Raw genomic sequence first — 13,937 nt, 5'->3', positions numbered from 1 at the left:
TATGAAAAACGCAGATATTGTAATTATAGGTGCAGGTATTAGTGGTGCCGTACTGGCAGAGCGCTACGCACAACTGGGTAAAAAAGTACTGATAATAGAAAAACGCGACCACATTGCGGGCAACTGTTATGACTATATAGACGAGAACGGCATATTGGTATCTAAATATGGTGCGCACCTTTTTCATACCAATGAGGAGGATGTGTGGGAATATGTAAACCAGTTTGCCAACTGGTACCCGTGGGAACATAAGGTTATTGCCCAGGTAGACGGGCAGCTGGTACCCATACCGGTTAACATAACTACCGTAAATAAATTATTTGGCACCAACATAACCACCGAGCCTGAAATGAAAAACTGGCTGGACGAAAATCGCCTGCCTATTGATGCTCCTAAAGATGGGCGTGAAGCAGCACTTAACAAAGTGGGGCAGGTGCTGTACGAAAAAATGTTCAGGCATTATACTAAAAAGCAATGGGATAAATACCCTGAAGAACTGGACGCATCGGTACTTGACCGTATACCGGTACGTACCAATTATGACGATCGTTATTTTTCCGACAAACATCAGGCACTGCCCGTGGGTGGCTATACAAAATTGTTTGAAGGGATACTGAACCACCCTAACATTGAGGTGCTGCTTAACACTGATTATTTTGATGTTAAAGATGAGGTAACCGGATATGACAAATTGTTTTACACCGGCCCCGTAGACCGCTACTTTGAATTTAAGCACAGCCTTACCGAAAAGCTGGAATACCGCTCTATAAACTTTGTAAGCGAAACGGTAGATGCCGAATTTTACCAGGAAAACTCTGTGGTTAACTATCCGGGTGAAGAGGTGGGCTTTACACGTATTATTGAGTACAAGCATTTTGGCGGTCAAAAATCGGACAAGACTACTATTGTAAAAGAATATACTACAGATGTAGGCGATCCTTACTATCCGGTGCCAAACCCTAAAAACCAGCACATTTATGAAAAATATAAGGCAGAAGCCGATGCTCTTATAGATGTATATTTTGTGGGAAGGCTGGCTAATTATAAGTATTTTAATATGGACCAGGCCTTTAAAAATGCACTTGAACTGTTTTACTCTTTAGAAAATGAAGTGATAGCCGGGCAAAGCAAAAAAGAGGAGCTTATATGAGTGTTTTCCAGTCATTCTTTATGGGAGGCTACGAATGTGCCGACCATATAAACAGGTCGGGGGCACGTATAAATTTATTGCAGGACACACAGCATGATGTTAGGGCAGAAGAAGATTATAAAGATTTAGCGGCTATAGGTATTACTACCGTGCGCGAAGGTATTTGCTGGAGCGCTGTAGAAACCGCCCCTTATATTTTTGACTTTACCGAAGTAAAGAACAGGATGGATGCCGCCGAAAGGCAGGGTGTCCAGCTTATTTGGGACTTAATACACTTTGGGTACCCAGACGGGCTTTACCCCACGCATCCGCATTTTTGTAATCGTTTTGCCGCGTTGTGCGATGCCTTTGCAACCTTTTATAAAGCAGCTACAAAGGCACAATTGTTTGTAGTGCCGGTAAACGAGATAAGTTTTTTATCATGGCATTCCGGCGATGTGCGCGGTACGGTACCTTTTGCAGTAAACAGTGGTTGGGATATGAAGTACCATTTATGCAAGGCTGCCATTATAGGTATTAAAGTGCTTAAGGAATTAGTTCCTGATTGCCGTATTGTATGTGTAGAGCCATTAATAAAGATACACCCCGGCTACGAAACAAATTTTGAGCATATACAAAACATGAACGACCACCAGTTTCAGGCAGTGGATATCATTGGCGGGCGCATGTGCCCTGAGCTTGGCGGCAGCGAAGAATACCTGGACATACTGGGCTTTAACTATTACTGGAACAGCCAATGGGATCATGGCATTGGCGAACTGCCCTGGCCGGAAACCGAACCCCGCCGTGCAACGGTTGCCTCGCTTTTAGAAATGGCATATAAGCGTTACCATAAGCCTGTCTTTCTATCGGAAACAGGGCATTTTGGCATAGGCCGCGCCCCGTGGATAGAAGAGATAACGCTGGAATGTGTAGAGGCAATTAATAATGGTGTTGAGTTGCTGGGCATGTGCATTTACCCTGTAATAGACCGCCCTAACTGGGATGATCTTTTAGAATACCACGATTGCGGCATTTGGGATATGGATGAAAATAAAGACCGCATTCCGCATAATGATTCGATAATAGCAATACTCCAGGGGCAAAAGCTCATAGAGGAAAGCCATAAACAAAATGAGGCTTTCGGATTTAAAAATGGCAGCATCGCTATCAGGATTATACCATCGTGTAACCGATGCAATACATACTATAAATTAACCCCAAAAATGCTTAAGGCCCTTAACCAGTTTACTGGTTAGGGGTTTTTTGTTTGCTACAGTATTGTGAAATTTAAATATTATCTGAATGATGAAATTTTCTGTTTTACGTAAATTATAAATTTGAAATTCTTTAGTTAAAATGTTTTTTAAATTTGAAAGTATAATTACCTTTGTTATATCATAATTGTAGACACAATTAAAAATGACCGTGTGGTGGAATTGGTAGACACGCTAGTTTACCAAACTAGTGCTTAGGCGTACGGGTTCGAGTCCCGTCATGAATTATCTTAATAGTCAATATAATGAAAGCCGTATTTAATGCGGCTTTTTTAGTAGAAAAATAATTCCTTTGTAATAAATTTTTCTACTTTTACATCAATGAAAGTTACAAGGCAAATACTAACCTTATTGCTGTCGGTTTATTTACTGGCACTTATGGTGCTGCCCTGTAACGACGATCATTCGCATACACAGGTTACTACCGAAAACCAAATTGCACAGGCCGATAACCATCATGATGATGTAGATGCCTGTTCGCCCTTTTGTGTATGCTCCTGCTGTACAACCCCTATTATGGTACAGCAAATAATTGCTTTTGAGTCACTGCCTGCAATTATTCCTTATAACCGCGAAGTAAATAGTTTTTACATGCCGGTTAACTCTACCTATTCCGGCTCCATCTGGCAGCCACCCCAGTTAGTATAATGATGCCTTCCGCAACTGCGGAATAAATGCGTGAACCTTAGTTAACCACGAATTTCACGAATTTTCACAAATCGGGAATTATACTATTTATGAATATCTCTCAGCCCGATTTTTTCTACTATTTTATGTCACGCAAAGGCGCAGAGACGCAAAGCTGAGTTACGTACACCTAGCTACCAAGCGACTGTTAAGTCGCAAAGCTTTGCGACTTAACAGTCGCTGTATCGAAACCTAATTTAGTATACAGCTTTGCGTCTCTGCGCCTTTGCGTGACAAATTATTTAGATTGCATTATATTAATAAATGGTTTTACATATTCGCAAGTTGCTTTTTACACAGCATAATTGTTTGGCTTTCGCCAAAAATTTCATCATTATATAAATATCAAATGTTAGATAAGATCATTCATTTCAGCATTAATAATAAATTTATTATCGGGCTGTTTACCCTTGCGTTGTTGGTTACAGGCACGTGGTCGCTATACAATTTACCCATAGATGCCCTGCCCGATATTACCAATAACCAGGTGCAGATTATTACCACATCGCCCACGCTTGCCACGCAGGAGGTAGAGCAGTTTATTACCTACCCCATAGAACAGGCTGTAAAACCAATACCTAATGTGGTAGAGCTACGTTCTATAAGCCGTTTTGGGTTAAGCGTGGTTACCGTAGTTTTTAAAGAAAATGTAGATATATATTGGGCTCGTGCCCAAATATCTGAAAGGCTTAAGCAGGCCGAAGACGTAATATCTAAAGACCTTGGCGTACCCGAAATGGCTCCTATAAGCACCGGGCTTGGCGAAATATACCAGTATGTGGTCTTCCCGAAAAAAGGATATGAAGATAAATTTGATGCCACAAGCCTGCGCACCATTCAGGATTGGATCATTAAACCACAGTTAATAGGTACTCCCGGAGTGGCTGAGGTTAATACCCTGGGCGGCTACCTTAAGCAGTACGAAATTGCCGTACAGCCCGACCGCTTAAAAAGCATGAATACCACCATTGCGGAGATTTTTGCAGCATTAGCATCTAACAACGAAAATACCGGCGGCGCTTATATAGATAAGAAACCGTATGCCTATTTTATTCGTGGGATAGGTATGGTAAACGGTATCGAAGACATTAACAAAATTGTTATAAAGAACCAGAACGGCATCCCCATATTAATTCGGGATGTGGCTACCGTACAAATAGGCAGCAGCATTCGCTACGGCGCAGTTACTAAGGATGGTAAGGGCGAAGAGGTGAGCGGTATGGTCATGATGCTTAAGGGCGAGAATAGTGGGCAGGTGGTAGCACGGGTTAAAGAAAAAATGGAGCAGATTAAAAAATCGCTGCCTAAAGGGGTAGACATTGCCCCATTTATGGACCGTACCAAACTGGTAGACCACGCCATACACACAGTGCAAACTAACCTAATAGAGGGCGCACTTATCGTGATCTTTATCCTTGTGCTGCTACTGGGCAACTGGCGGGCGGGGCTGGTAGTGGCATCGGTCATTCCGCTGGCGTTGCTGTTTGCCATTAACATGATGAAACTCTTTGGCGTGAGCGGCAACCTTATGAGCCTTGGCGCAATAGACTTTGGTATTATTGTAGACGGCGCCGTAATTATTGTAGAAGCCATAATCCACAGGCTGCAGGTACGAAAGGCCGGGCAGCTTTCTGCCGATGAAATGAATGATGAGGTATATGAGGCGTCATCTAAAATTCGCAGTAGTGCTGCCTTTGGCGAGATTATTATACTAATAGTGTACCTGCCCATTCTTGCGCTTACGGGCACCGAGGGTAAAATGTTTGGGCCAATGGCACAAACTGTGGGCTTCGCAGTATTAGGCGCATTTATATTGTCGCTTACCTACGTGCCCATGATGAGTGCACTTGTACTAAAAAAAGAAACCGGGCATACGCCGAATATAAGCGACAGGATTATTAATGCAATTGACCGTGTTTACAGGCCAATGCTTAATAAAGCGTTGCAGATAAAAGCAATTATATTAGGTATCTCTATAGCATTGTTTGTAGTAGCATTAATTGTTTTTAATTCGCTTGGCGGGGAGTTTATCCCAACGCTCGATGAAGGAGATGTTGCAACGCATTTAATAATAGCTTCGGGCAGCTCGCTGTCGCAGGAAGTAGAGGCAACTACCAAAGCTGAGCAGATACTAAAGGCTAAATTTCCGGAAGTTACAATGGTGGTGGCAAAAATAGGCAGTGCCGAAATCCCTACCGACCCGATGCCTATTGAGGCAGCCGACCTTATTATATTACTGAAAGATAAAAAGGAATGGACATCGGCAAAAACAAAAGAGGAGTTGATGGAAAAGATGGAGAAAGCACTGGAAGATATTCCCGGTGCCAGTACCGAATTTTCGCAGCCCATACAAATGCGCTTTAACGAACTGATGACAGGCGTGCGCAGTGATGTTGCCATTAAGATATTTGGTGAGGATATAGACATGCTGGTGAGCAAAGGCGATGAAGCGTTGCAACTAATTCAGGGCATAGAAGGAGTAACATCGGCCAAAGCAGAGCGTGTTGCAGGCCTACCCCAAATAACCGTGCGCTATAATAAAGATAAACTTGCATTGTATGGGCTAAACATAGGCGACCTTAACCGTGTTATCAGGATGGGGTTTGCAGGAGAATCTGCCGGGCTGGTGTACGAGGGCGAGAAGCGTTTTGACCTTGTGGTACGTTTGGCACAAAACAGCCGTAATGATATTTCGAGCCTTAAGTCGCTGTATGTAACGCTGCCATCGGGTAACCAGATCCCGTTAGAACAGGTAGCCGACATAAAATATGAAGACGGCCCTATGCAGATAAGCCGCGAAGATGGCAAACGCCGTATAGTGGTAGGCTTCAACGTGCGCGGTAAAGATATTCAGGGCGTTGTAGAGCAAATTCAGGCAAAGCTGGATGGTAAACTAAAACTTCCCGATGGTTATTACATTACGTACGGCGGGCAGTTTGAAAACCTGCAGGCGGCTAACGACAGGCTTATGATCGCTGTTCCCGTAGCTTTAGGGCTCATATTCATTTTGCTCTATTTTACCTTTAAATCCATCAAACAATCACTGCTCATATTTACCGCCATACCGCTATCGGCCATTGGAGGCATCTTCGCTTTGTGGTTACGGGGAATGCCCTTTAGCATCTCGGCAGGGGTGGGGTTTATTGCATTGTTTGGCGTGGCAGTGCTCAATGGCATTGTGCTCATTGCCTATTTTAACCAGTTAAAACAAGAAGGAATGGAAAATATTTACGACCGTATAAAAGAGGGTACAAAAGTGCGCCTTCGCCCGGTTATCTTAACAGCAGCGGTGGCATCGTTAGGGTTTTTGCCTATGGCGTTAAGCACTACGGCAGGCGCTGAGGTTCAGAAACCTTTGGCTACCGTTGTTATTGGTGGGTTAATAACCGCAACGCTCTTAACTTTGATTGTATTGCCCATCCTTTATTATTATTTCGAAGGTGGCTTTAAGGCAAAGAACAATGCAGTTCTGCCGATAATCGTGATAAGCCTGCTTGGTTTTTCTGCGAATGCGCAGGGAGTTCAAAAAATGGATTTAAAACAGGCAATAGAGAAAGGGTTAACTAATAATCAAAGTGTTCAGTCATCCGGGTTAGATGTGAAAATGCAGCAACAACTTCGCGGAACGGCTTATGACATTGCAAAAATACAAATAAACGGGACTTTTGGGCAAATAAATACTGTCGCGCAGGATAAGAACTTAAGCATTTCGCAAACATTTAGCCCGTTTCAGTATGGCGCAGCGAAGAAATTGCTGAACGAGAATATTACAGCGAGCCAACTGAGGTTAAACAGCGCCAAACAAGATATTACGTACAGCATCCGCCAGTCGTGGAATACTATTTTATACTATTCTGAAATGAATAAAATGCTGCAAAAGCAAAATGCGCTGATGCAAAAGTTTGTACGTTCGGCAAGCCTTAAGTATGAAACGGGAGAATCTAATTCGCTCGAAAAAATCACGGCAGTCTCTAAACAGCAGGAACTGGAACAACAGATAAAACAGAATGAAGCACTATTAAAAAGCGAGAAATATAAGATAAGTGCGCTTCTTAACCTTGATGCTGATTTCACTGTAACCGATACCTCATTTACAGCATTGCCAACATTAGAGTTGCTGGATGCTGAAAGGGTCAAACAAAATGCATCGGTACAAGTGGCATCTCAAAATGTGGCTGTAGCCAAAGCTAATAACAGGGTAGCAAAGTCTGTTCTGTGGCCGGATCTTACTGCCGGATATTTTGTGCAATCCTTTAAAGGCAACCAGGAGGTAAATGGTCAAACCGTTTATTATAATGGTACGCCACGCTTTAATGGATTTACGGTTGGGATATCGTTGCCGGTTTTTGCAGGCAGCACTATTTCGAGAAGTAAGGCAGCTAAAATAAATATAGAGATACAGCAAAAAAATGCCGACTACCTAAGCCTGCAACTGCAAAGCCAGTATAAGCAGGAAACCGAGCAGCTTGCTACGTATGAGTCGGTTTTAGCATACTACAAAAACACGGCCCTGCCCAATGCAGAAACTATTGCAAAGAATGCAACCAAAGCCTATCAAAATGGAGATATATCGTATGTTGAATATGTGCAGGTGCTGGAAACAGCGCTCGACATCAGGACTAATTATATCTCTGCATTAAACAACTATAACACTACCGTAATTAATTTACAGTACCTGGTTAACCAATAACACCATGAAAAAACAGAATAGTATATATATAATTATTGCGGCAGTAGCAATTGCCCTGATACTTTATTTCGCGTTAAAGCCTAAAGTGGTTGCTGAAAGCGAAGCCGAAGAGCCTGCAACCGAAAAACCACACGCTGAAGCTCCTGTTAAGGAGGTAGAGCTTAACGAAGCCCAGTACAATGCCGCCGGGGTAGCACTGGGAACATTTACCATGAAAAACCTGAGCGATGTGGTTAATGCCAACGGCTATACCAAGCTGCCGCCACAAAACCAGGCCGATATATCGGTACATCTGGGTGGGGTGGTGCAAACTATTAAAGTTATAGAGGGCGAGTTTGTAAAGAAAGGCGAAGTGCTGGCAACTATCGAAAGTCCGGAGTTTGCCAAGTTGCAGGAGGCCTACCTTACCTCTAAAAGTAACCTCGAATTTTTATCGTTAGAATATGAACGCCAAAAAAAGCTGAGCGAGGAAGATGTAAATTCTAAAAAAGTGTTTCAGCGGGCCAAATCAGATTATGATATAGAGAAGGCACGCTATAGTTCGCTGCAAAAACAACTCGCAATTTTAAATTTAGGCAGTGGTATAAACGCATCGAGCATCATGCCTGTGGTTGCACCAATATCTGGTTATGTAACAGAGGTTAATATAAAAATAGGTACTAATGCAGAGGTAGGCAAGCCACTCTTTGGTATTGTAGACAACTCTAAACTGCATGTTGATTTACTGGTATATGAAAAAGACCTGCATAAGGTTAAGGCAGGGCAAAATATAAGGTTTGTACTTACCAACCAGGATAATATAGAAATTACAGGCAAGGTGTTTAATGTGAGTAAGGCATTCGAGAATGAAACCAAATCAGTCGCGGTGCATGCCGATATTTCTAACAGTAACCAAACGCTTATACCGGGTATGTATGTAAATGCCCTTATAGATGTAGGTACACAAAACGTAGCGTCGTTACCGGCAGATGCCGTAGTGCGTGCTGATGGACGCGAATTTATTTTTGTGCTTGAAGAAGGCCATGAAGAAGAAACCGGACATAAAGAGGAGGGCAAAACGTTCCACTTTCAGCGGATAGAGGTAAAAACAGGTACGGCGCAGTTGGGTTATGTGCAGGTATCGGTATTGCAGCCTATAGATAAAAATGCACAGATAGTGCTTAAAGGGGCGTACTACATACAAAGCCATTTAATAAAGAATGAAGGTGGCGGAGGCCATGAGCATTAAACAATTACTAATATATCATCATAGATAAATAAATACACTTTGCTAAAGAAGGTCACGCAAAGGCGCGAACGCGCAAAGTTGAATGTGGACTTAATTCTAAAGCGGCTTATCAGCCGCTTTTAATGTGCGTTTCCCGGTTTGGCTTTGCTTCTTCGCGTCTTTGCGCGACAATACCACAATCTATTGTAATGTATTGATAACTATCTGCAAGGTTTTAAATAATAAACCCCTTATAAACAACAAAACCCACTCAGGCGAGTGGGTTTTTATATAAAGGCCGGGGCCAATGTATGTTCTATTCTTCAGCGCCAACAAGCTTGGCAGCACTACGGTATAAAAATACACCGTGAATATTTCTGCGTGCAAAACGTGCAGGAGACTCAGCGTTTACCATTTTAATATAAAGTTGCTTAGGCACACCAAAATATTCGTACTTGGCACCATCAGTAAAGTTGATGTAAAGCACCATGTTGTCAAAGTAAAAATCGGCAATACCTGCTGTTGTAGTAGTTTTAGTATACTCAACTTTGTTTTTCTCGGCAGTTTCCGGAGCTACACTTACTAAGAAGTGGTAAGCAGCAATAAACTCAGTACTTTTAGCTTCAGCTTCAAGCCTTTCAGCCTCATCAGCAATAGTGTCAGGATGAAAATCCTTCATGCTGTTCCTGTAAATAGTTTTTAGCTCTTTTAAAGTAGCGGCTTTGGTAACGTTGAGTAATTTCCTGTACTCAACAATTTTTTTCATATTCATAAAAATCTTCTTTTCAGTAGGTAAAACCACAACAGGTGGCTGCAAATTGCGTGCAAAGGTAGTACTATATGTTTAAAAATCAAATCATTTAATTTACCTGACCGAAAAAAATATGTTACCATACCGTAAACCGCATTTTTAAATTAAATATGCTCCCCTGTAAAATTGTCCTTGCACATTTTACACATCTTACTATCTTTGAAGATTACGGCAATCACTACAACGATGTAATGTAGCGGCCCGTTTTAAACCAGTTAACATAGTACCATGAATACAATTACCCCGGCTGCCAAGCCCCATTACCTAATACTCGATGCGCTGCGTGGTATAGCTGCACTAATGGTTGTTGCCTTCCATATATTTGAGGCGCATGCCGGCGGCAGCCATATAGACCAGATTATTAACCACGGCTACCTTGCGGTCGACTTTTTCTTTATGCTGTCGGGGTTTGTAATAGGCTATGCTTATGATGACCGGTGGACAACCATAACAACAGGCAATTTTTTTAAACGCCGCCTTGTGCGCCTGCAGCCTATGGTGGTTATGGGGATGATATTAGGTGCCATAGGCTATTACTTTGGCGCATCGGGACTGTTCCCTATGATAGCCGGTGTGCCCGCATGGCAGGTAATACTTACCATGCTTATAGGCTTTACGTTACTGCCGGTACCGCCATCTATGGATATTCGCGGGTGGGAAGAAATGCACCCTCTTAACGGCCCGGGCTGGTCGCTGTTTTTTGAGTATATAGCTAATATATTGTATGCCCTGTTTGTTAGAAAGTTCTCTAAAACGGCATTATCTGTGTTGGTGTTTTTATCGGGTGCGGCGCTTATACATTATGCAGTAACATCGGCTAACGGCGATGTAATAGGAGGGTGGAGCGTAAACATACCGCAGTTAAGAATAGGTTTTACCCGATTAATGTACCCGTTTTTTGCTGGATTATTACTTTGCAGGGTTGTAAAAATATCGCAGATAAAAAACGCTTTTTTGTGGAGCAGCCTGTTGCTGGTACTTATCCTTGGCTTTCCGCGGGTAGGTGGTGCAGATCATTTATGGATGAACGGCCTGTATGATTCGCTTAGTATTATTTTTATTTTCCCGCTTGTTATTTACCTTGGTGCAGGTGGTGCGGTACATAATAAAACAGCTTACAGGATATGTAAGTTTTTAGGCGATATTTCTTATCCCATATACATAACCCATTACGTACTTATTTATATTTATACGGCTTATGTAGTAGATAATAAACTTTCTATTACAGTGGCGCTGCCCTTGGCCCTGCTTGTATTTGTATCAAGCATTGTTATAGCTTACGCCTGCCTTAAACTGTATGATGAACCGGTAAGGAAGTGGCTGAATAAAAAGTTTGCTTAAATATATATCGATACCATTTATTAACGTTAAAGGATATTTTCCATGATAGTACATATCTCGCTATCTTTGGGCAGAATACTAATGTTTGTTAAAAGTTCTAAAAGTAAAATTTATTAATGAATGTAGCTACCCCCGCTGTAAAGCCTCATTATGTCATACTCGATGGCTTGCGCGGCCTCGCTGCAATTATAGTAGTTTTGTTCCACATTTTTGGTGTTTATCCTGACTCTTACCAAATTTTTCATCATGGTTACCTCGCAGTCGATTTTTTCTTTATGCTGTCAGGGTTTGTAATAGGGTATGCTTATGATGACAGGTGGGGGACCCTAAAAACCGGCAATTTTTTTATACGCAGGCTTGTGCGCCTGCAACCTATGGTGGTTGTGGGGTCTTTATTAGGCGCACTATTTTTTTATTCTGGAGAATGCAGCCTCTTTCCATTAATTGCCGGCACACCAGTATGGAAAATGCTGCTCATAATGGTTGTAGGCTGTACGTTATTACCCATACGTCCGTCTATGGATATTCGCGGGTGGAGCGAAATGTACCCTCTTAACGGTTCTGCATGGTCGTTGCTTTTTGAATATGTAGCTAATGTTCTTTATGCACTTTTTATAAGAAAGTTTTCTAAAACAACACTATTCATATTGGCATTTGTATCGGCTGCGGCACTTGTACACCATGGTGTTACCGCTGTTAACGGTACGATATCCGGAGGCGCATCCTTAACGCTCTCGCAGGTAAGAATTGGTTTAATAAGATTGCTATATCCTTTTTTAGCAGGTTTATTACTATACCGCGTGGTAAGGATAAGGCAAATTAAATATGCTTTTTTGTGGAGCGGGATATTATTAATAGCTGCACTTGCGTTTCCTGCCATAGGCAATGAAAATCATTTATGGATGAATGGCCTGTATGATGCGCTAACTATTATAATAGTTTTTCCGTTAATTGTTTACCTTGGCGCCGCTGGCACGTTGCAAAATAAGACGGGGCTAAAAGTATGTAAATTCTTTGCCGATATTTCTTATCCTGTTTACATCATTCACTTTCCATTTATATATGCTTACATGGCATTTGTTGTAAATAATAAACCCTCTTTTTCAGCATCTCTTCCTGTTGCTGCATTGTTATTTATATGTAGCATTGTCATTGCCTATGCCTGCCTTAAACTGTATGATGAGCCTGTGAGAAAATGGTTAAATAAAAAGTTTAATTAAGCCCGCATATAACATATAATGCTAATATAAGATAGTTACTTCCATTTCGACGAAGGAGAAATGGCTATTTTTAGCGTTGAGATTTCTCCACTTCGCTGCGCTCCGGTCGAAATGGAACACCTGTCTAATGAGGATAAAAAAAATTTACTGGCCTAAAAGCTTTTCAGTTTTAGAAAGGAATTTTTCTGTAGCCTCTTCAATGTCAATGTCCATGCGCTGGGCTAAAACCGTTATCCACCAGATGCATTCACCCAGTTTATGTTCCAGTTCGGCATTGGCATCGCCGCCTTTTGGCCAGCGCCCCTGTTGCGACATGGTAAGCCTGCCCACTAATCCTGCATCGGTTAAAAAGGCAAGAGCATCTTCCTCTACCGTCCACTCGCTGCCATGGTGGTGCTTTTCTAATTCGTGGTAAGCATTGCGTATATTTTTAGAGCGTTCTTTTATGGTGCTAAGGTCTAAGGTTTTCATGTTGTTCGTTTTAAATCAGGATTTGTTTTGTTACCCAACGTTAGTTAAAGTTACCGCTCTTGTTTTATAATATTCGAGCCAGGTTTTAATTTTTGCGACATGTACCAGTTTTAAATAATTTTCTGTCAGGAATATGTTAGACCAGTCGAACCTTTGGCATTGTACCCCAAGATAAAATATCCAAATGGCTGCGGCTGTTTTGGGTATCACTTGCAATTCATTGGTGGTTAATGTACGTATGGTGTTATAGCCCTTTAAAAAGCTTTGCGCTTTTAGTTCATATTGGTCTTTATCGGCCTCTATATGAAAAAGCTGTTTGCAAAAATAAGCGATATCAAAAACCAGCCATCCGTTACCGCAAAAATCAAAATCAAATACCGTTACTTCATTATTTGCTGTAACAGCCATATTGTCGTACCATATATCAAGATGGATAATACCACTTGGAATATCTGATGCAGTCTGTTTAAAAAAGTCGGTAATCTCTTCGGTTTTCTCTTTAATAAATTTCATTTCCGGCAATGCTTCGCTAAAATATTCGGTGGCATATTTATAAGGCAATGCAAGCAGCGATTCAGAAGTGTAATTTATGCGTTCCGTTTTAAGATTAGCTGTCAGAGAATGTATAGATGCCATTAAAGAGCCTATAGTTTGGCAGGTATCTAAATCCATACTCCTTATTTTGTCGCCTTTAGCAAAAGAAAACAGGACGGCATACCGTATTCCCTCGGGAGCGTTAAGAGCCTGAATAAAGTTTCTGCCTGTATCAGCAATGGGGTGGGAGATTCCAATGCCATGCTGTTTTAATAAATTAAGCAGGTTAATTTCTTCTGATATTTCTAACTCTGTACGCCAGTTATAACTATAAACCCTTAATGCATATTTTGTGTTGCCATCGTTAATAAAATAGGTATGGTTAATGCCCGTCCTGAATAAGGTACAGGTGGCGTTTTCGCCAAGCCCGTATTTTTCAATTGCAAACAGCCCTAAATCTTTAGCAGAAAGTGTTGAGGTTGTAACCGGGAAGTTTTTCATTTTCGGGCAGTGTTAAGATGGGTTGGTATAAAACAAAAAATCCCTTAACAGTAAAGCTAAGGGATTTTT

General features: G+C 41.7%; 10 protein-coding genes and 1 tRNA gene. 8 read left to right on the top strand and 3 right to left on the bottom strand.

What is annotated here, in order from left to right:
* Position 1: 1 nt before the first annotated feature.
* From glf to F565_RS0105935, 6 genes are all read left to right on the top strand, one after another.
* A complete protein-coding gene (gene glf, locus F565_RS0105960; RefSeq protein WP_020212290.1) occupies positions 2 to 1,150 on the top strand; it encodes a UDP-galactopyranose mutase in 1,149 nt (382 codons plus the stop codon).
* The gene (locus tag F565_RS0105955; protein ID WP_197062226.1) at positions 1,147 to 2,388 is read left to right on the top strand and encodes a glycoside hydrolase family 5 protein; all 1,242 of its coding nucleotides are present in this window, start codon (positions 1,147 to 1,149) and stop codon (positions 2,386 to 2,388) included. The genes glf and F565_RS0105955 overlap by 4 nt, the downstream gene beginning before the upstream one ends.
* 162 nt (positions 2,389 to 2,550) lie before the next feature.
* A tRNA-Gly gene (locus F565_RS0105950) sits at positions 2,551 to 2,634 on the top strand.
* 93 nt (positions 2,635 to 2,727) lie between these two features.
* Positions 2,728 to 3,054, top strand: coding sequence for a DUF6660 family protein (locus F565_RS22295; protein ID WP_020212288.1), 327 nt, complete (start codon positions 2,728 to 2,730; stop codon positions 3,052 to 3,054).
* 388 nt (positions 3,055 to 3,442) lie between these two features.
* Positions 3,443 to 7,783, top strand: a complete 4,341-nt coding sequence (locus F565_RS0105940) for a CusA/CzcA family heavy metal efflux RND transporter (protein WP_020212287.1) — start codon at positions 3,443 to 3,445, stop codon at positions 7,781 to 7,783.
* A 4-nt stretch (positions 7,784 to 7,787) separates the two neighbouring features.
* Positions 7,788 to 9,011: an efflux RND transporter periplasmic adaptor subunit gene (locus F565_RS0105935; protein ID WP_020212286.1), complete on the top strand. Its 1,224-nt coding sequence runs from the start codon at positions 7,788 to 7,790 to the stop codon at positions 9,009 to 9,011.
* A 295-nt stretch (positions 9,012 to 9,306) separates the two neighbouring features.
* On the opposite strand, the gene F565_RS0105930 is transcribed toward F565_RS0105935, so the two are convergent.
* Positions 9,307 to 9,756 carry a KTSC domain-containing protein gene (locus F565_RS0105930; protein WP_020212285.1) on the bottom strand — a complete coding sequence of 150 codons (450 nt, stop codon included), beginning with the start codon at positions 9,754 to 9,756 and terminating at the stop codon, positions 9,307 to 9,309.
* 273 nt (positions 9,757 to 10,029) lie between these two features.
* Here F565_RS0105930 and F565_RS0105925 point away from each other — a divergent pair, with 273 nt between their 5' ends.
* Both F565_RS0105925 and F565_RS0105920 read left to right on the top strand, forming a co-directional pair.
* Positions 10,030 to 11,142, top strand: coding sequence for an acyltransferase family protein (locus F565_RS0105925; RefSeq protein WP_020212284.1), 1,113 nt, complete (start codon positions 10,030 to 10,032; stop codon positions 11,140 to 11,142).
* A gap of 116 nt (positions 11,143 to 11,258) precedes the next feature.
* On the top strand, positions 11,259 to 12,362 hold the full coding sequence (locus tag F565_RS0105920; RefSeq protein WP_020212283.1) for an acyltransferase family protein: 1,104 nt from the start codon (positions 11,259 to 11,261) through the stop codon (positions 12,360 to 12,362).
* Between the two features lie 144 nt (positions 12,363 to 12,506).
* On the opposite strand, the gene F565_RS0105915 is transcribed toward F565_RS0105920, so the two are convergent.
* Together F565_RS0105915 and F565_RS0105910 are read right to left on the bottom strand one after the other, a co-directional pair.
* Positions 12,507 to 12,833 carry a nucleoside triphosphate pyrophosphohydrolase family protein gene (locus tag F565_RS0105915; RefSeq protein ID WP_020212282.1) on the bottom strand — a complete coding sequence of 109 codons (327 nt, stop codon included), beginning with the start codon at positions 12,831 to 12,833 and terminating at the stop codon, positions 12,507 to 12,509.
* A 30-nt stretch (positions 12,834 to 12,863) separates the two neighbouring features.
* A complete protein-coding gene (locus F565_RS0105910; RefSeq protein WP_020212281.1) occupies positions 12,864 to 13,868 on the bottom strand; it encodes a phosphotransferase in 1,005 nt (334 codons plus the stop codon).
* Positions 13,869 to 13,937: the final 69 nt, after the last annotated feature.

The organism is Flavobacterium rivuli WB 3.3-2 = DSM 21788 (assembly GCF_000378485.1).
In the GTDB taxonomy this organism is placed as follows: domain Bacteria; phylum Bacteroidota; class Bacteroidia; order Flavobacteriales; family Flavobacteriaceae; genus Flavobacterium; species Flavobacterium rivuli.
Note: the sequence above shows the minus strand (reverse complement) of the source record. Positions and strands in the feature narration are given on the sequence as shown.